Origin of the sequence: Mesorhizobium sp. M0676 (assembly GCF_040320535.1) — a bacterium.
GTDB lineage: Bacteria > Pseudomonadota > Alphaproteobacteria > Rhizobiales > Rhizobiaceae > Mesorhizobium.
The window spans coordinates 23,507-41,112 of sequence record NZ_JAMYPU010000037.1; the positions used below are offsets into that span (position 1 = coordinate 23,507).

Below are 17,606 nucleotides of genomic sequence, written 5' to 3' on the forward strand. Positions count from 1 at the left end.
CTTCAAGACAACGAGGAAGGCGGCGACATGAACGACCTCGGAGTCATCGATCGCTTCATGGAGACCTTTACCCGCTACATTGACAGTGGGTTCGGTCTGCTTTCGGGCGACGTCGCCTTTCTCACCACCATTCTGATCGGCATTGACATCACGCTCGCGGGCTTGGTCTGGGCGTTCGGCGGCGAGCCCAACATTCTTGGCCGGCTTGTTCGCAAAGTGCTCTATGTCGGCGCCTTCGCCTTCGTCCTGAACAATTTCAAGAACCTCGCCGACATAATTTACCGCTCCTTTGCCGGTCTCGGCATCAACGCATCGCCCGGCAACCTGTCCGCCGACAGTCTCCTGCGGCCAGGCCGCATTGCCGCGGCCGGCTTCGAGGGCGCCTGGCCGCTCCTCAATCAAGCGAGCCAGCTAGTAGGCTTCCCCGAGATCTTCGGTAACGCGCTCACCATCTTCGTGCTGCTTCTGGCCTGGTTCCTGGTCCTCATCGCCTTCTTCATTCTTTCCATCCAGCTCTTCATCACCATCCTCGAGTTCAAGCTCACCACGCTGGCCGGCTTCGTCCTGGTGCCCTTCGCGCTCTGGAACCTCTCGGCGTTTCTGGCCGAGCGCGTGCTCGGCAATGTGATTTCGTCGGGCATCAAGGTGATGGTGCTTGCCGTCATCGTCGGCATCGGCTCCACGCTCTTTGGCGAGTTCGCTTCCGCCCTGCAGGGCCAGGAGCCGGACCTGGCGGCGGCCATGTCTCAGGTACTGGGTGCGCTGGCGCTGCTTGGGCTCGGCATTTTCGGCCCCGGGATTGCCTCGGGTCTTGTTTCCGGCGCGCCGCAGCTTGGCGCCGGCGCGGCACTTGGAACAACGGCGGCCGCAGCTGGATCAACGCTCGTTGCCGGAGGCGCTGCGTTTGCCGGCGCGCGCATGGCAACAGGCGGCGGCCTCGCCGCAGTCCGTGCCGGCGCCGCCATCGGGTCCGCTGCCACCGTCGCTTGGCAGACGGGGCGCGCGACATCGCCCGAGTCCGGGCTGTCCGGGGTAGCTGCTGGGCTGCAGGGGGTTGCGAGTGCCGCTAGCGGCGCCGCGATGCGGGGAATGCGATCCGCAGCAGAACCATTCCGCCGTAGTGCCGACGCCGGTCGCGATGCCGGCTGGACCGCGACCGGCGGCATGCCGACCAGCTCGATGAGCGGAAGCTCTCCAGTTATAGCTCCCGCGGCCGCGCCTGCCTGGGCAAGGCGTCTGCGTTCCGAACAGACCGCACGCGCCCATCGCAATGCTGCCACGCAGGCGGTGCGCGATGGAGATCGGGGCGGAAGCGGCGCCAATCCCTCCCTCAATGACAAGGAAGACTAGATGCTCTTCAAGCGACCCGTTCAGCGTTATGGAAAGACGCCCGAACCCGTAACACCCTACCAGAAGGCCAGCCAACTCTGGGATGAGCGCATCGGCGCGGCGCGCGTGCAGGCCAAGAACTGGCGCTTCATGGCCTTTGGCTGCCTGGCTCTGACGATGGGGCTTTCCGGTGGGCTTCTGTGGCAGTCGATGCAGGGCCGCGTCGTGCCTTATGTCGTCGAGGTCGACCGCTTTGGCGAGGCGCACGCGGTCGCGCCGGCAGTCCAAAACTACCAGCCCGACGATGCCCAGATCGCCTGGCATCTCAGCCGCTTCATCCAGAATGTTCGTTCGGTTTCCACCGATGCGGTTCTGGTGCGGCAGAATTGGCTGTCGGCCTACGACTTTGCCACCGACCGAGCGGCGCTCTTCCTCAACGAATATGCCAAGGCGAACGACCCTTTCGGCCAAATCGGCACGCGCAGCGTGTCAGTACAGGTGACCAGCGTGGTCAGGGCTTCCGACAGCTCGTTCCAGGTCAAATGGACCGAGCAGGTGTTCGAGCGCGGCAGCCTCGCCAGCACGACGCGCTGGATCGGGATCCTCACCATCCTCATCCGCCCGCCTAGGACAACCGAGCAGCTGCGCAAGAACCCGCTCGGCGTCTTCATCAACGCCATCGACTGGTCGCGCGAGCTCGACAGCGCCGCGCCAACCCCCGTTTCCCCTAAGGAGCCCGCCAATGACAAATAGAGCCCCATTGCTTCGTGCTGCCTTGATCCTGTCGGCGTCTGCTGCGGTTCTTTCGGCCTGTGCCTCGAAGCCAGTGCCGCCGCCTCAGATTTCCTATGACCACGAGGACTTCAAACCAGCCGCGATCGAGAAGGCGCCGGAGAAGCCGGTCAAGGTCGTGGAAGTGCCGAAACCGTTACCGTTGCCTGGTCAGTTGATGCCCGCACCCGGCAAGCCCGCCCCAGATAAGCGCTCGCCGGAAGAACAGGTCGCCGATGCCAACAAGGCGGCGACGCAACAACCCACGAAGTTTGGCTATGTCAATGCGGTGCAGGTTTACCCCTTTGCCGACGGCGCGCTCTACCAGCTCTACGCCGCGCCGGAGCGCGTCACCGATATCTCATTGCAGCGGGGCGAGAAGCTGACCTCGGTCTCAGCCGGCGATACGGTCCGTTGGGTGATCGGTGACACCGTTAGTGGCTCAGGCGATGACCAGCGCACTCATGTGCTGGTGAAGCCATTCGCGCCGGGGCTTGCCACCAATCTGGTCATCACGACGGACAGGCGATCCTATCACCTACAGCTTCAAAGCACTGAGAAAACTGCCATGGCGGCGCTCTCCTGGATTTACAGCGAAGACCAACTCGTGGCGCTTCGGCGGCGCAACGCTCAGGCAGAGGCTGAAATGCCCGCGGCCTCGAACGTAGCACTCGAAAACATCCGCTTCCGCTATTCGATCACCGGCGACACGCCGCCGTGGAGACCGACGCGCGCCTTCGATGATGGCAGCAAGGTCTACATAGAGTTCCCGAAGCGCATCGATCAGGGCGAGGCGCCACCGCTCTTCATCGTCGGTGCTGACGGGGACAACCAGCTCGTCAACTATCGGATGCACGGCAACTACTACATCGTCGAGCGCCTCTTTGCCGCGGCTGAACTCCGTCTCGGCGCCAAGCAGCAGCAGGTGGTGCGCATCACCAGGACCGACGGACGGCAACTGCCGCGGCGGATATCGCTCTTTTCGCGTTTTGGCAGGTGAGGGGAGGCTCATGACCGACACGTCCCGCCCCAATGTTCCGCCCAAACTCGATCCCGAACAGCTGCAGCTGCGGGCCTCACCGCGCCGGGCCGTGCGCTTCAAGCGCGGCATAATCGTCGCGATCGCAGCTGTTGGCTCCGGCACCATCTTTGGCGTCACGATGATGGCGCTGCAGGGGCCGGCACTGCGCCTGAAGCAGCAGGCTGAAGAGCTTTACAGCACCGACCGCAACCCGACCGCCGAGGGACTCGAGGCGCTCCCCAAAGACTATTCCGGGATCAAGCCGAAGGTCCCAGTGCTTGGGCCGCCGCTGCCCGGCGATCTCGGCCGCCCTATCCTGGAACACCAGCGCCAGCTCGGTATTGCGCCAGGGCAGGATGTTTCCGCCGAAGAGCAGCGTCTTGCTCAGCAGGCGATCGAGGCGCGAGAGTCGCAAGTCCTCTTCCGCATCGAAATCCGCTCTCGGCAAATGGACGCCGCCGGTAATGGGCAAGGAGCACGCCCGCCGCTTGAAACGCTGCCGGCCCAATCCGATGCCGAGCGTATGAGAGCTTCCGTGGCACCGGCCGAGGGCGACCAGAACAACCAACAGCGCAAGCTCGATTTTATCAGCCAGCGGAACACAAGCGGGATCTACAATCCGCATGCATTGCAGACGCCGGCCTCGCCCAATCAGATCATGGCCGGCAGTGTGATTGCGGCAAGCCTGATCACCGGCATCAATTCGGACTTGCCCGGCCTCGTCGTCGCGCAGGTTACCGAGAATGTGCATGACAGCGTCACAGGCAGCATCCTGCTGATCCCTCAAGGCTCTCGCCTGATCGGCACCTATGACAGCGTTGTCGCCTTCGGACAAAGGCGCGCTCTGCTGGTCTGGCAGCGCATTGTGATGCCGGACGGAACATCAATCGAAATTGACAATCTGCCCGCGACGGACACCGCTGGTTTTGCGGGGCTTGAGGACAAGGTGGATTTCCACACCTGGCAGCTGATCAAGGGCATTGCGCTCGCCACCTTGCTGGGCGCGGGCACCGAATTGAGCTTTGGGGAAAATGAAAGCGATCTGGTCAAGGCGATCCGTGAATCAACCCAGCAGAATGTCAGTCAAGCTGGTCAGCGCATCACTGAAAAGAACCTGAACATCCAGCCCACGATCACCGTCCGCCCTGGTTGGCCGTTGCGCGTCATCGTGCACAAGGACCTCGTGTTGCGGCCATACACTGGGTGAACAGGAGGAATTCATGGCTAATCTGAAACTCGGAAAACTTCCGGACCGGACACCTTCGAAGATCACTATCACCGTTGGCGCCGACTTGAGCCAAGCACTCAACGACTATGCCGCACTTTACCGTCAGATCTATGGCGAGTCCGAAACCGTGGCTGAACTGATCCCCTTTATGCTGGTCGGGTTCCTGGAAGGCGACCGGGCGTTTGCCAAGGCCAGAAAGGAAGGTCTGCCGGCCGTCGACATGCCAGAGAAAAAGCGGTAGCACCCAGGTTCACAATCCAAGTAAAGCACACCGATTGTTCAAGTTCGATTGCTCTGCCGACACGGCACTCAGGAGGCAATCTCAAGTTCTGCGTGAGTTGACATTTTAGCGCTGCCACAGACACGGCTTGCAAGCGGGATCCGCTCTGCAGGATTTCGGTGACGAGCAACCGTTGCCATGTCTGCCGTTGAGGAATGGTCAATCTGCACCCAACACATCATTCATTTTGCTTAGTAGCTGCCGAGCGCGTTGCGCACTAGCGACTACCACGCCTATGTGCAATTAAGGATTCGGTTCAGGAAAGCTCACATGCGAACGGTCGTTTTGAGCATTCAGCCCAAATGGGCTGCACTAATTCGCTCTGGCGAAAAAACGATCGAGCTAAGGCGGCGCTTCCCTCGCTATCTTGCCGGTTCTGACGCGTACCTCTACGAATCGTCGCCGAATTGCAGGCTTACCGCAATCCTACAAATGGGCGCGATTCATGAACTTCCGGTCGAGGAACTTTGGCGCGTGCATGGCAAGGCATCATGCGTTGATGAGCGCCACTTCGCAACATACTTCCAAGACCGAGACGCCGGTTTTGGTATCGAAATTCTTCGACACCTGCCTCTAGTCAAAGATTGGCGCCTGGACCGTTTACGCCACGACTTCAGCTTCACGGCCCCCCAGTCTTGGGGCTATGCATCACCTCGATTGGTCAATGCGATTGGAACACGCCCATGAGAGTTTTCGTCGCGGGGCTTTCAAAATCGGGTAAGACGACCCGCTCTCTGCACGCTGCCGAGCATATCCCGGAGCTAGAGTATGCCAGCATCAGTCAGCTCTTGAGGGCGGCTGGCGGCATCCTGCCAGTCGCTACACTCGCAGATGGGCTCACCAACCAACGCATGGCGGCAGAAGCTCTATCGGCGTATCCCCGATCAAAGAGGCATCAGATTGTTGATGGCCATGCATTGGTCGAGACGCTAGAGGGGCCACTGCTTGTTCCGGACTCGTTCTTCGACGAAATCGCGCCGGACCTTTTGATCCATATCCTGGATGGTCCAGAACAGATCTTAGCGCGGAGGGTGCCCGGCGCGAACTTTGCGACCACAGCCGAGATCGCTGCGCTTACCGCGTTAGAGCAAGCTGCCTGCGAACGGCTTGCAATTCGGCTTGGCACCCCACTGGTAGCACTGGAGGCTCCGACGCTCGATGAGTTTAGGTGGACGCTCGAAAGCCGGTTGTCGTTCGATCATTGACCAGAAATCCCGACAGGTCCGTTGAAGACATACTCGACTCGATTTGATCGATAAAGGCTCGGATAAGTTCTGGGTGCCGAAAAACTCCACACGCGGAGTAGCCCGGCAAACTCTGCGATCCGCTCTTCGGGCACGGTGAAAAGCGGGCGGTCGGAATCGAGCCAGTCAAATGCATAGCGAGCCAACGATTTCGCAACTCCACGCTCGCGCAAGGCAGGCTCGACCCAAAGCGTGCAGAGCTTGTGCTCCGCCTCTGAGCGCTTGCAAATGGCTACGCCAGCAAGCGCGCCTTCAACATATGTGGTTACGATATGGCGCTCCCCGCTGTGGAGCCCTGGAATGACCCTGCCGAAAAACCACGGCCGAAAATTCGGGTAAAACCCGTGAACGCCAGCCCGCACCAGCCAATCATAAATCGTGCATGGATCGGTGGGCATGTTCGGCTGAGCAACGGGCCCAGAAAGGATGTTTGCGAAGCCTGGCTCGTTTATCATAGGCACGCTCCCCGCATGATTCGTGAACCCCACCTTAACGGCGGGCGCTGAAAAATCCGATAACCCATTCGAGTGGATTTGACCACCGTCGGCCAAATCGGACGATAAAAAAGAGCAAAAAGACCAGGAAGAAAAAGATCGCAGCGTTGACGGCAGCAGCCTGCCACGGGTCCTTAATCTCCCACAGCATTCCAACCAGGGCCGCCAAGCCTGCTTGCGATGCACTTCCCATTGCACCCAGTGCAACAACAACCAGTGCGTAAATCCAGAGGCGGCCAGTGTAGTAAGCACGAAAAGTCGCGAGCGCGGTGAAGCTGTCGACCGTAGATTGAGGCGGGGCGACCGAGCTCCAATGATAGATTATCATGTTCTGTGCGTTGAATTGCGGTTCATCTCGGAGATACCGTTCCCAGATTTCGGGTTCCAGCCGACGCATTTTTTTGAAGCCAGTATGGGATTGTGTCATTTCCACGGTCATATCCCTGATCAGAAAATAATGAACAGCAGACACATCGATCAGATCTGCCCCGCCGCTCAATCGTTCCAGGATTGCGGCCGAAAAATTGCGCCGCTCGTTTAGACGGAATTCGACGATTTCGCTGGTGGAGATCGTGCTCAGGAAAGCAGAGTCCTTGGCGTCGACTTCAGAAACGAATCCGTTCATGATGTGGAAGGGGACTCTTATTCGGAGACGAATATACTGATCGCCGATTTTGGCCCGCATTCGGTCAAAAAATTGATCGCGGAGCATGATTACAGAGCCGGCGTCACCTCCTTTCCCGATTGTGGTCAGACTTCGGTCATCTCTTGAGCAGCGTGAAACATAGAATTGCACCTTCTTCGGTTCGTTGAGCGCCGCGAACGTTTTGCCGTTCTCTTGGACCTCCCCTGCCGACAGCGTTTCATTGAAGATTGCGGATAACGTCGATGAGTCGTGCATCACATCGAACAGGTCGAAAATATGGTCGGACTGAATCTCGAAAGGGAGGCTGATCGACAGCGTCCGGAGCGATCTCATTTCCTGGAAGCGAAAGCCGATATCCAAGAGATGAAAGCGCCTCTTGGCCGAGCGCCTCTCGCCCTTCCATATGTTAATGTGGACCTCGACGCGTGGCGCATAGCCGTTGGCGTCGTCTGCAAGCGTGTCATGCCAAATCGCGATACTGCCCCGCATTTCATCCCTATAGCCCGTTTTTGTTGTGTGACGCGCACCGCCAACTCTGCAAAACAAATCACAAGTTCACTAACTTTTCCGCCATGTACTTATGCATTTGCCTCGACCGCCAGCAAAAGGGACAAAAGCGGCCATAAAACGTGACGCGGCGGTCTCCAATCAGCACGCGCGGACTGGCACCACTGGGTGGCCTATCGTTGGCGAACACGACGGCCCTGCCCGATGCCAAGGGCGTTTTGAAATCTATCATCATTACTTTTTAGGCCGTGCGGTTCGCCGCCCAAGTGAGAACGTACGAGAAACACGAACTGGCGAACCAACTGCCATCGTATAGCCTTCTCTTAAGAAAAAATTCTCCCTCCCGTACAGTTCTGGCTTTTTTTCGAGCGTCAGAATGATTTTCGTCGGTTGGGGATTGGTATCGGCGTTTGATGAACGGTCGCTGTTGGGTTCAAAGTGGACGGTCGCGACGGTGTATAGACAGCAGGCTTGCCGCGTCTCCCGATTGAGATCACCCGCGGCGTTTTGCTCTCGAGTTCATCCAGATAATCGGCCCACCATTGCATCATCCTCACGCGCTCTTCCCAGTGCTCTGCTCGGGCGTATGCGCGCCGAACGTCGTTGTTCTCAATGTGGGCCAGCTGTCGCTCTATGGCGTCCGGATGCCACTTGCCGCATTCGTTCAGCAGAGTTGATGCCGTTGCTCGAAAACCATGCGCGGTAGCTTCTTCCTTGCTGTAACCCATACGACGCAGTGCGGCGTTAAGGGTATTGTCGGAAATCGGACGCGAAGCCGATCGAACACTAGGAAACAGCAGCGATCCATCACCAGAGATTTCTCTCAGTGAAGTCAGGACGCTGATCGCTTGCTTTGATAGGGGTATGCGGTGCGGCCGTCGCATTTTCATGCGTGCTTCAGGGATCGTCCACACCGAGCTTTCAAAATCGAACTCTTCCCATTCAGCGGCGCGGAGCTCGCCTGGGCGGGGAAACAGCAGCGCTATCAGCTTCAGACCGGCTCGGGTTGTAGGCTGTCCGTCAAATGCATGGATCGCCCTCAGCAAACCGCCCAAGGCCTTCGGATCGGTAATCGCGGCGCGAGACGTTACCTTCGGACTGATGAGTGCGCCTCTGAGGGCGAAGGTCGGATCTGTCTCGGCGCGTGCGGTCGCGATCGCGTATCGAAACACGCTGCCGATGGTGGAGCGCAGTCGCCTGGCCGACTCATATCGACCGCGAACCTCCACGCGACGGAGGGCGGTAAGGATGCTGGCCGGCTCGATCTCCCGAATGCACTTGTCGCCGATTATCGGATAGGCAAAGTCGAGCAGCCATTTGACCTTGCTGATCGTCCGGTCGGCACGTCCCTCCTTCTTCAGCTTGTCAACATATTCGTCCGCGATTGAGCGAAAGGAGTCCTTTGCCGAATCGGCCTTCCGCAAGCTGCGTTCCTTTCCAGGGTCGACGCCAGCTAGCAGGAGCCTTTTAGCATCATCGCGCGCCTCCCGTGCCTCGGCGAGAGAGATAAGGGGATAGCTGCCCAGCGCGAGCAGTTTCTGCTTGCCGTCAAAGCGGTAGGCGAGCCGCCAGAGGCGAGAGCCCGTGGGCTGTACCCATAGCTGCAGCCCGCCCCCGTCAGACAATTTCGCGAGTTTGGAAGCAGGGCGGGCGTTTCGACATTTCACGTCGGATAGGGCCATTCGTCAGGTCTCCCTTGGCTGTTTCGATACCATCAGGATGTCGAATACCAACGGAAATACCATCCCCCCGCCTCGTTGGATCAAATGCGCCCGAAGCGCTCTCTGTCACGCCTAATTGCGCAATGCGACAGCAAAAGATCAATAATTCCAGCCGCTTGCAGAAGCTGCAGCGTAGACGGTTCGGCTAAACGGAGTGTCGGGAGAAGAGGGGATGGTGCCCAGAGGCGGAATCCAAGTGGAGAAAATCCCGTTTTCGTTTCAGAGACTTATGCGAAGGTTGGCCGCATCTGCTACCAACAGAAATACCAACAAAATATTTCTGTGGATTGGTTCGGTTCCTGATATTTCTCTCAATGCCTCGCACCTGCGCCTTGTCTTTTCCGGTTCGGTCTAGATCCTTCTTGGTTATTTATCATCATGCGGGGGGGTCAAGTGAAGACCACGGCTGGCCAAGACGACTCAATGAAAACGATGGCCGCCTGCGACCCTAATGCGCCCTGGTATCGGCCGTTCGTTCACGCAGCTTAAGCCTGGAAGCTTCCGTTCCCTGACCAGCGGACGTAGCCGGGCGAGCTTATTAGCGCCGCAGCGGTATCACTTAACCGGTGTTATCAACGGAGCCGGGCGCCTGTGTACGGCATAAGTCAGGATCGCGTGGTGGTTGCAGAAGCATTCGATCGCGAACTCGTGTCGGACTCCGTTCGCGTCCGTCAACACGACGGTTCCGTCGAAAATCGGACCTCTCCTAGCCCGGCCGGCACTGGCCCTGAGAAAGTTCCAACAGAATTCCTGAGTGATCCCCGGAAACCGCGTCCTGAACGCGGGTGAGCGGATGAAGTATCGCACGTCCTTGCCGCCGGGGTCGCGGCCGATATCGTCGTGGTGCGGATGGGCGCTGACCATCCCGAATGCCGGCGTTTCGCCATCCCGCTCCTCGACCGTGCGCCATAACGTGGTGGTTATCGTATTGCCGTAGCGCTTGGCCAGATTCTGGATGGACTTGAAGGTAATCTCGACGTCGCGAGCCTCGCACGCGAAACGGTCCTGGAGGAACAGCAAGCGTGCGGCGGCGAAATTAGCCTCCGCCTCCACATTGGCGTGGCAGTTCGGATCGAGCGTGTACTGATCGTCGCCGAACAGGAAATCCTTGTGCCAGGGAATGAAACTATGCCCAACCTCATGGGCCTCGATCCATCGTTTCTTCGCGTCGGGAACCTGTTGGTCGATCAGGATGCGATTGCCGTCGGGTATCCATAAGGCGGAGAGGTTGGCCTTCTTGATCACGTCGATCAGAATGGTCGGACGGGCGATAACCTGCTTGCCCGCCACCTTCATCCTATGCGCGACTTCCTGCAGGAGCGTCGGATTGGACAAGCTATAGTACTTGAGGTCTAGCGCGAGCAACTGCCGGACCTCCGGGAGACGGAGGGGCGGTTCGGGATTGCCGAGTTCGCGGAGAATCCTGTCAACGAGTCCTCGGATGTCGTCCGCCTCATATGCTCCGACCGTCCCCTCCATCATCGGTTCATTTCTGCCCCAGCACCAGAAACTTGACGAAACTGTCCAAGACCTGTTGCTCGTGCTTACTGAGCTTGGACAAATCATCGGACTTAGCCGCGAACTTCTGGGCCTCTTCCTGCAGGACCTCGTCTCTAGTAACCGTAGCGCCAGAGAGCTTCATCAGCGCTCGTGGCGGCATCCTAAAAAACTCGGCCAACTGGTGAACGGTCCTCGGCCTGGGTTTGTAGTTGGGGTCCCGTTCGATCAACCTGATCTCGGCGGCCTCCACCCGCGCCTTTGCGCCCAAGGTTTCAACCGACAATTGGTCGCGTCGTCTCAACTGGCGTATGAAGACCCCGAAGGCGTGCTTCATTTCGACCACGTTGCCCGCGTCCGACACAAGTTCGGACGGCAGGAACATCCCTATATTGTCGATGGCTTCCAACGGCCATCCCGCGTCATGGTCCGTATCCGGATCGGACTCGATCTTTCGCCGGAGCCAGTCGCGTGAGATAAGCATCTCCATCATCTGCTCCTTCTGTTTAAGTGAGGAAGGCGCGCGCTTGTGCTTCGGTCATCTCAAAGTAGCGCATGCGCGTGTCGTCGATTTCCAGGTCGGTCATTCCAACCACATCTCGATACCAAGCTTCGGCCTGTGGCAAGGCGTGCAGGCCTACCCGTCCCCTGAATTCCTCTTGAACACTCAAGCTGATCGCGGCAACCATCATGATGCGCCCCACGCCCTTGAAACGAGGGGACGCATCGAAACGCGGTCTGTTCCAAGGCGCGGTAGCTAGCAGGTCCACCGTGACCAGCGGCTTGCCGCGTTGCGAGGGTTCTTTGGCAAAACCTGCAGTCGTCACGAGCATCAGGCCCTGTGTGGCACCTTCCGCCACGATCGCGAACGACTGCCGGTCAAGCCGGTTTGACGCCATGTCGACTTTCTCGGACCATCGCCAATGAGCGTCCTGGATGTCGTTATCGCCGAGGAATTGCAGGTTGTATTGGCCGGCGGCTTTCAGTTCCGCAATCCTGGCTTCCATGAGCGGGCGCCACGAGCCGTCTATATCGGCGACATTGCCGGCATCCGCGGGGCTGAGGAGATGGGATTCCGTGAACTTGCCGGTCCGACGGTCTAACAGGTCGTAGGTACCGATGAGGCTACCCGACATGGCTTCAGTTCAGCATCATGAGCTCGGCCTTTTCCTTGGTGGAAGGGTGTTCGAAGAATACCTTCTCGCCGCGTTCTATTCTGTCCGTGATGGATTGGTAGAGCCTGAGGGCCTGTCGGACTAGGGCGGTCTTGGACAAACCTTTTTCATCGGCGAGGCGATCGACCAGATCCATCTCCTGCGAACTCAAATTCAGCGTCATCGTACGTTTTTCAACCATAGGGTCCTCCTTGACGGTCGCGCGTTCATATCATTATCCACGAGGCTAGTCAACAATTAATAGCTACAGATCACGTATTGACTAGCTAAGAAATAGCTACTATTTGATGTGATATCGAGACGCAGGAGAAACCGAATGAACGACAGCGATCCCATTCGCAGCATCCATATCGCCGGCACCGACCTGGTGTTCCGCGCGGTTCCCGTAAATGACCAGACCCCCTCAGGGGACCAGATCGCCCTCGCCGCGGGGTTTTCGTCCGACGATTACAGCTATGTCCTGCAGATGCGGGACAACGGCGAACTTGAGGACGTCCGCAGCCGCGAATCCGTGCCCTTGTCCGACGGACAGCGGTTTATCGTCGCCCTGAGCGACCGATCCTACCGGCTTGCCTTCGCCGGCGGCCCCCTGGATTGGCCCGCGCGCTTCATCACGGCCGGAACCTTGCGCAAGCTGAAGGGCGTGGCTGCCGACAAGAGCATCTATCTGGAAAAGACGGACGAGCCCGACTTTCCCCTCGATGAAGACGACGTCATCGACCTGGATGAAGATGGCGTCGAAAGCTTCAAGGCGGGCAAGCTTGCGGGGCCAAAGAAGCAGACGGTGCGCGTCAAGCACCTGGGTGAACTGGAAACGGTGCGCTTCAAGGTCGAGTCCGGTACTACTCTGCAGTCGATCTGGGACCGGGCCTACGAGGAGCTCGACGTCATGCGCAACGAGCGTGACGTGTTCCAGGCCGAGACGGACGTCGGGACAGTGAGCCTGATGGACCACCTCGGCCTTCCTCTCGAGACGGCCCAGCAGGAAGGTTTGTGCGACAAGAAGTTCGAGATCGCGGCCAGGACCGGGGGGGCCTGAAATGGCATCGCATGGCGTCCGGCCCACCATTGACCTGCAGGCAGGCACGCAAGTGCTAGGCCAGCACTTGCCGCGGGTGCTGTCCTTCAGGGGCCAGACGATAGAAGAGCTCGGCTGGAGCCGGCCATCGGACCGGACGCTGCTTGTCCCCATGCGCGGCACTTTCGGCGGAAATACCGAAGAGTATCTTCTCCGGCTCGATTTTCTTGCCGGTTCGGACTGGCCGCCCAGCGCCAGGTTCGTCAATCCGGCGACCCTTGACTACGCCGGCCTAGCCGAACAGCACCATCTGCCCCAACTGACCTCGCCGGAGGTCCACGTCCATCCGGCTTACCAGAACCCCAGCGGGCAAAAGATCCAGCTCGTGTGCTGTTCCGCTGTGTTCGAATACTACGACGTCAATCACGGCGGCGAAGACACCACCCTCTGGCGCACGGGCGATACCTTTAATCATACGTTGGTGGCGATCGAACGTGCTTTCCGCAACCACTATTCGGGAAGATTCGATCGTCATGCAGGATGAATACCTATTGTGGCGCGACCCGGCACCCGGGCCCTATGTGCCGATCGGATCCGTCCTTCGCTTACCTCCGACTGCGATTTCGGCGACAAGCGAACTGCTTCAGCGCGCAGGCCGCCGGGAATCGTGTGTTTTCTGGTACGGCGAGCGGGACGGCGATACCGCCCTTGTGCGATCGGTCCGGGCGCCCACGCAGCGATCTATGCCCGGAAACTATCATGTGGAGCCGGATGCGATCAGCGAAATGGTGCGCGATCTGCCCGAAGGGTGGAAGCCCTTGGCTCAGATTCACAGCCATCCCGGCATGGGCACGGAACACTCGCGATATGATGACCGCATGATTTCGAGCCGCCGGATTCTTTCGCTCGTATTCCCGATATACGGCGTCCCGGCCGCGCCCTGGCCGCAAGGCATCGGCGTGCACGAGTGGCAGAACGATTATTGGCACATGCTATCCCCAGGGCAGGTCCATGGCCGCCTTGAGGTGATCGCCGCACCGGCAGTGGACAGAAGGGATTTCCGATGAGTGGCTTGGCATTGGGGGATCGTCATTCCCGACCGTTGGATGGTTTGGGGGACGTCGCGTCGCCTAAAACGATCCTCATTCGTGCCGGCGACGTATCAGGGGCAGTCAATCGCCAACACCTTCTGGTCTGTCTCGTCAATCTACTGGCTAGGCTGCATGGCTTGGTCGGTTCGATCCGGGTCGCGGTAAAAGGCGAGATGACGGTCGTCACGCCGAACGGGGCCGGTCCGGCAAATGCCTTCCAGGCCGTCGAGAACCTCGCGTCCTGGGCCAACGGCGGGCGGATACCGGTGCTTCCACCCGATGGCGTGGAGGACTTGACCATAGATATGACCGGTCAGATGCGTGGAGGCGCGAGCATCTATGTTTGGGGAGAGGGGTGGAAAGCCTGGATCGGCTCCGCTCCGCGAGCCTTCGGTGGTTCTTTCGGCCGGCGCGATTGCCTCGGCCCATACCTGGCAGCGGCCTTGGCAGCAGGCGAGGTCTTCAAGCACGCCAAAGGCTTGAAGAAAGGACGCTTCGCCCGGGATGACGCGTATTCCCTGTGGTCGGGGGAATCCGGCCGCTGGGAAGTATTGGAAGACGGTCCAGCCGTATCGGACACGCGCTTGCCCCCTTTGTATGTCGTCGGGGCAGGCGCCGTCGGTCAGGGGATCATCCAGGTGTTGGGCGCCAGCGAATTGGCAAGCTCATTCCTCGTTACCATCGATCACGACCGCCACGACCTCGAGGGCACCAATCTTAACCGGTGCTTTTTGGCCGGCCTCGACGATCTCGACCGACCTAAGGTCGAGGCCGTGGAGCGATACAGGACCTTCAGCGGACTGGGGGGCTTGGAACATTCCGGAACGCTTCGGGATTACATCCTCTCGAGCCGGTCAGGCCTGCATCCGAAGCTCGATCTGGCGGAAGCGCGGGACTCGTACGAACTCGTGGTATCGGCCGTGGACATCAATACGTCCCGTCAGGACATCCAGGGTCTGTGCCCCCGCGTCGTCGTGGGCGGAAGTACAGACGGCTTAAGGGCTCAAGCGGTGATATACGGCCTCGTCGAACAAGCCGAATGCCTGGGCTGTTGGAACGTGCCCGACGACGGAAGGGCCAAGGCCGCTGCCCGGGAAGCGGCCCTACGGGCAATGTCGCCGGAAGAACGACGGAAGGAATTGGCCGGACAGGTCGAAAACCTTGATGCAGCCTTGTCCTATCTCGCTTCTGCCGAGCCCAGATGCGGACAGTTGGGAGAAAGCGATGTCAAGAGCTTCGTAGACCGGATGCCTCCGGAGTTTTCGGCTTCGTTCGTGTCCATGGCGGCCGCCACAATGGCCGCAGCCAGCCTATTTCGAGTTACATCGGGATTGTCTTCAGATGTGAACTTGCAACCCAAGACAATTCTCCAGTTCAAGAACTTGTCGATGGCTAAAACGGTGACTGCGCGACGGAGCGGTTGCGCGCATTGCTGTGTTGTCCGTGAGGCCGGTTCTCCGGCGAAACTCGGCTAGTACTTGGCCGCGGTCGATAACTCGGTCCCCTTGGACACTACCGAAACATTTGGGCCCTGATACGCCACCACCCAGGCAGGCACGCCACCCCAGAGTCGCGTCGGTACCCTCATCGCTGAACAGACAACTGACCTTCTGGACCTTTGGTACCGCAAGGTGAAGCGACACAGAGGGCGCTGCACTTGTTCAACGCTATCCATTCTTCGGCGGCTTCTAAGGCAAGGGTTGCCAAAAGTAGACGGTCGGCTCCCGGCCCCCCTCCTGAACGTTTGTGCTCTGGCCAATAGCGGCCTGAGGAGAAACGATATGGGACATTCGCAGTATGACCTCGCCGGACAAGGCCGTCCCGGTAGTGTGCTGAGAGTTCTGCAAATTCGCTGAGAGGGGGCGGTCATGGCAGGCTGGTGATTGTTCACTTCACCTGATTCCCGCGAAGGAACGCCACCATGGCCAAGACTCATTTCTCTGGGTTATTTCATTCCTCCCGGAATGTCCGACTGATTTGGTCCGACAGCGGCTTCACGAAATAGGAAAGCGCCGTACGCTCGCCCGTCTCGACCATCGCTTCGGCCGGCATACCGGGCACGAGCGTCAGGCCCTTGAGCTTCGTCAGTTCCGCCTGCGGAACCGACAGGCGCACCAGGTAGTACGAAATGCCGTTTTTTTCATCCGTCGCCAGATCGGCTGCGATCCGGCTGACATATCCGTTCAATATCGGCGTGGTTCTCAGATTGAAGGCTGACATCCGAAGCACGGCCTTGTGACCAAGCTGGATTTGGTCGATGTCCTTCGGGGTGATTCGTACTTCAAGCGCAAGATCGTCGCCTTCCGGCACGATTAGCATGATCGGATCGGCGGGCGTAATCACTCCGCCGACCGTATGAATTGCGAGTTGTTGAATGGCGCCTGACTGCGGCGCGACGATATCGATCCGCCGGAGTTCCTGCTCAACCGCCACCTTGCGCTCAACATACTCCCCGACCTGCGCCTGAACCTCTCTGAGCTCCTGGCCGACTTCCGACTTGAAATCCTGATCGATCTGCGGGATCTGCAGGCGCGTTTCGGCTATGCGGGCTACCGTCTGTGCCTGATCTGCGATCTTCTCACCGCGCTCGCCACCGAAAGTGGCAACCTGGATCTTCAGGCTGTTCAACCGTTGGTCCGAGACAATGCCTTTCTTGCGCAGCCCACTTAGAACAGCAATTTCCTTTTGGAGAACCTCGATCATTTTTTCACAGGCAATTTCCTGCGCCTTGAGTCCTTCGATCTCGTGGTGATATTGAGTAATGCGTTCCGCCAATTGCGCCTGCTTCCCGTCGCGGGATTGCCTGCGGAATTCGAACAGCAGCGTCTCGCTATCTATTGCCGAAGCTACGTCTGGAACATCTCTTCGGGCGAGTAGCCAGTCCGGGAAGGCGATTTCAGCGAGATCGTCACGCTCAGCATCGAGTCGTGCCAGGTAGGCGGCCAGCTCATCGAGCCGCTTGGTGACTACGGCGAGATTAGCGCGCGTCTGGGTAGCATCGAGCCGCATGAGGATGTCGCCGGCTTTTACTTTATCCCCTTCGCGCACCAGGATTTCTCCGACCACCCCGCCAGTCGGGTGCTGCACCTTCTTGACATAGGAAACGACGACAAAGTGTCCGGACGCTACAACCGCACCGGAGAGATTCGTGAAGGTCGCCCAGGCTCCGGCTCCTCCCACAAAGATCACGCTCGCCAGAAGGCCCGCCACCAGGTGGCGGCGAATGGAGCTTGAAACGTCATTGTTCTGATCAATGCCGGACACCGGTATCCTCCATGTCAGCGCGCTCTGCCACGTGATCCTGTGTAGACTCGATGGCCTTCAGGACTTTGGAACGCGCACCGAATGCTCGCTGCCGTCCACCTTCCATCACCAACACCAAATCCACGGCGCGGATGACGCTCGGCTGATGGCAGACGACAACCGCAATGCCCTTGCGCTCGCGCACGGAGGCGATCGCCTTAGCGACTGCAGCTTCGCCTTCCGCATCGAGATGGGTATTGGGTTCATCCAGCACAACAAGGAAAGGGTCTCGATAAAGGGCACGGGCAAGACCGATAAGCTGGCGCTGCCCGGCGGAAAGT

Annotated in this window: 19 protein-coding genes and 1 pseudogene; 11 read left to right on the forward strand and 9 right to left on the reverse strand. The window is 59.1% G+C overall.

What is annotated here, in order from left to right; all coding sequences use genetic code 11:
* Nucleotides 1-27 precede the first annotated feature (27 nt).
* From trbL to NKI35_RS27965, 7 genes are all read left to right on the forward strand, one after another.
* On the forward strand, nucleotides 28-1,350 hold the full coding sequence (trbL, locus tag NKI35_RS27935; protein ID WP_352741982.1) for a P-type conjugative transfer protein TrbL: 1,323 nt from the start codon (nucleotides 28-30) through the stop codon (nucleotides 1,348-1,350).
* Complete coding sequence (trbF, locus tag NKI35_RS27940) at nucleotides 1,351-2,082, forward strand: conjugal transfer protein TrbF (RefSeq protein WP_352638822.1); 732 nt, start codon at nucleotides 1,351-1,353, stop codon at nucleotides 2,080-2,082.
* Complete coding sequence (gene trbG / locus NKI35_RS27945) at nucleotides 2,072-3,100, forward strand: P-type conjugative transfer protein TrbG (RefSeq protein ID WP_023724107.1); 1,029 nt, start codon at nucleotides 2,072-2,074, stop codon at nucleotides 3,098-3,100. Before trbF ends, trbG begins: the two co-directional genes overlap by 11 nt.
* A gap of 10 nt (nucleotides 3,101-3,110) precedes the next feature.
* Nucleotides 3,111-4,328, forward strand: coding sequence for a TraB/TrbI/VirB10 family type IV secretion system protein (locus tag NKI35_RS27950; protein WP_352741983.1), 1,218 nt, complete (start codon nucleotides 3,111-3,113; stop codon nucleotides 4,326-4,328).
* Between the two features lie 13 nt (nucleotides 4,329-4,341).
* Nucleotides 4,342-4,590 carry a DUF2274 domain-containing protein gene (locus NKI35_RS27955; RefSeq protein ID WP_023807838.1) on the forward strand — a complete coding sequence of 83 codons (249 nt, stop codon included), beginning with the start codon at nucleotides 4,342-4,344 and terminating at the stop codon, nucleotides 4,588-4,590.
* A 309-nt stretch (nucleotides 4,591-4,899) separates the two neighbouring features.
* Nucleotides 4,900-5,316, forward strand: coding sequence for an ASCH domain-containing protein (locus NKI35_RS27960; RefSeq protein ID WP_155929864.1), 417 nt, complete (start codon nucleotides 4,900-4,902; stop codon nucleotides 5,314-5,316).
* Nucleotides 5,313-5,834, forward strand: a complete 522-nt coding sequence (locus NKI35_RS27965) for an AAA family ATPase (RefSeq protein WP_023807837.1) — start codon at nucleotides 5,313-5,315, stop codon at nucleotides 5,832-5,834. The genes NKI35_RS27960 and NKI35_RS27965 overlap by 4 nt, the downstream gene beginning before the upstream one ends.
* Here NKI35_RS27965 and NKI35_RS27970 read toward each other — a convergent pair.
* The 7 genes from NKI35_RS27970 to NKI35_RS28000 form a co-directional block, all read right to left on the reverse strand.
* Nucleotides 5,828-6,328 (reverse strand): GNAT family N-acetyltransferase, encoded by a 501-nt coding sequence (locus NKI35_RS27970; protein WP_352741986.1) that lies wholly within the window; start codon nucleotides 6,326-6,328, stop codon nucleotides 5,828-5,830. The two genes, NKI35_RS27965 and NKI35_RS27970, sit on opposite strands and share 7 nt — an antisense overlap.
* 34 nt (nucleotides 6,329-6,362) lie before the next feature.
* Nucleotides 6,363-7,502 (reverse strand): hypothetical protein, encoded by a 1,140-nt coding sequence (locus NKI35_RS27975; RefSeq protein ID WP_023807836.1) that lies wholly within the window; start codon nucleotides 7,500-7,502, stop codon nucleotides 6,363-6,365.
* Nucleotides 7,503-7,891: 389 nt separating this feature from the next.
* Nucleotides 7,892-9,202: a tyrosine-type recombinase/integrase gene (locus NKI35_RS27980; RefSeq protein WP_352638818.1), complete on the reverse strand. Its 1,311-nt coding sequence runs from the start codon at nucleotides 9,200-9,202 to the stop codon at nucleotides 7,892-7,894.
* Between the two features lie 594 nt (nucleotides 9,203-9,796).
* Nucleotides 9,797-10,723, reverse strand: a complete 927-nt coding sequence (locus NKI35_RS27985; RefSeq protein ID WP_023731944.1) for an ImmA/IrrE family metallo-endopeptidase — start codon at nucleotides 10,721-10,723, stop codon at nucleotides 9,797-9,799.
* Between the two features lie 4 nt (nucleotides 10,724-10,727).
* The gene (locus NKI35_RS27990) at nucleotides 10,728-11,231 is read right to left on the reverse strand and encodes a helix-turn-helix domain-containing protein (RefSeq protein WP_023686069.1); all 504 of its coding nucleotides are present in this window, start codon (nucleotides 11,229-11,231) and stop codon (nucleotides 10,728-10,730) included.
* Nucleotides 11,232-11,244: 13 nt separating this feature from the next.
* On the reverse strand, nucleotides 11,245-11,874 hold the full coding sequence (locus NKI35_RS27995; protein WP_023808456.1) for a hypothetical protein: 630 nt from the start codon (nucleotides 11,872-11,874) through the stop codon (nucleotides 11,245-11,247).
* A gap of 4 nt (nucleotides 11,875-11,878) precedes the next feature.
* Entirely contained in the window at nucleotides 11,879-12,094 is a 216-nt protein-coding gene (locus tag NKI35_RS28000; protein WP_031209255.1) for a ribbon-helix-helix protein, CopG family, read from the reverse strand.
* A 135-nt stretch (nucleotides 12,095-12,229) separates the two neighbouring features.
* Between NKI35_RS28000 and NKI35_RS28005 the strand changes: the two genes are divergently transcribed.
* The 4 genes from NKI35_RS28005 to NKI35_RS28020 are packed head-to-tail and all read left to right on the forward strand — an operon-like array spanning nucleotide 12,230 to nucleotide 15,497.
* On the forward strand, nucleotides 12,230-12,952 hold the full coding sequence (locus tag NKI35_RS28005) for a multiubiquitin domain-containing protein (protein WP_023686066.1): 723 nt from the start codon (nucleotides 12,230-12,232) through the stop codon (nucleotides 12,950-12,952).
* Nucleotide 12,953: 1 nt separating this feature from the next.
* Entirely contained in the window at nucleotides 12,954-13,475 is a 522-nt protein-coding gene (locus tag NKI35_RS28010; protein ID WP_023731941.1) for a hypothetical protein, read from the forward strand.
* On the forward strand, nucleotides 13,426-13,998 hold the full coding sequence (locus NKI35_RS28015) for a Mov34/MPN/PAD-1 family protein (protein WP_155927479.1): 573 nt from the start codon (nucleotides 13,426-13,428) through the stop codon (nucleotides 13,996-13,998). The genes NKI35_RS28010 and NKI35_RS28015 overlap by 50 nt, the downstream gene beginning before the upstream one ends.
* Nucleotides 13,995-15,497 (forward strand): ThiF family adenylyltransferase, encoded by a 1,503-nt coding sequence (locus NKI35_RS28020; protein ID WP_023731939.1) that lies wholly within the window; start codon nucleotides 13,995-13,997, stop codon nucleotides 15,495-15,497. The genes NKI35_RS28015 and NKI35_RS28020 overlap by 4 nt, the downstream gene beginning before the upstream one ends.
* A 475-nt stretch (nucleotides 15,498-15,972) precedes the next feature.
* On the opposite strand, the gene NKI35_RS28025 is transcribed toward NKI35_RS28020, so the two are convergent.
* Both NKI35_RS28025 and NKI35_RS28030 read right to left on the reverse strand, forming a co-directional pair.
* On the reverse strand, nucleotides 15,973-17,286 hold the full coding sequence (locus NKI35_RS28025) for an HlyD family type I secretion periplasmic adaptor subunit (RefSeq protein WP_352741991.1): 1,314 nt from the start codon (nucleotides 17,284-17,286) through the stop codon (nucleotides 15,973-15,975).
* Nucleotides 17,273-17,606, reverse strand: a pseudogene (locus tag NKI35_RS28030) (type I secretion system permease/ATPase); the annotation flags it as partial. The pseudogene NKI35_RS28030 and the gene NKI35_RS28025, both read right to left, overlap by 14 nt.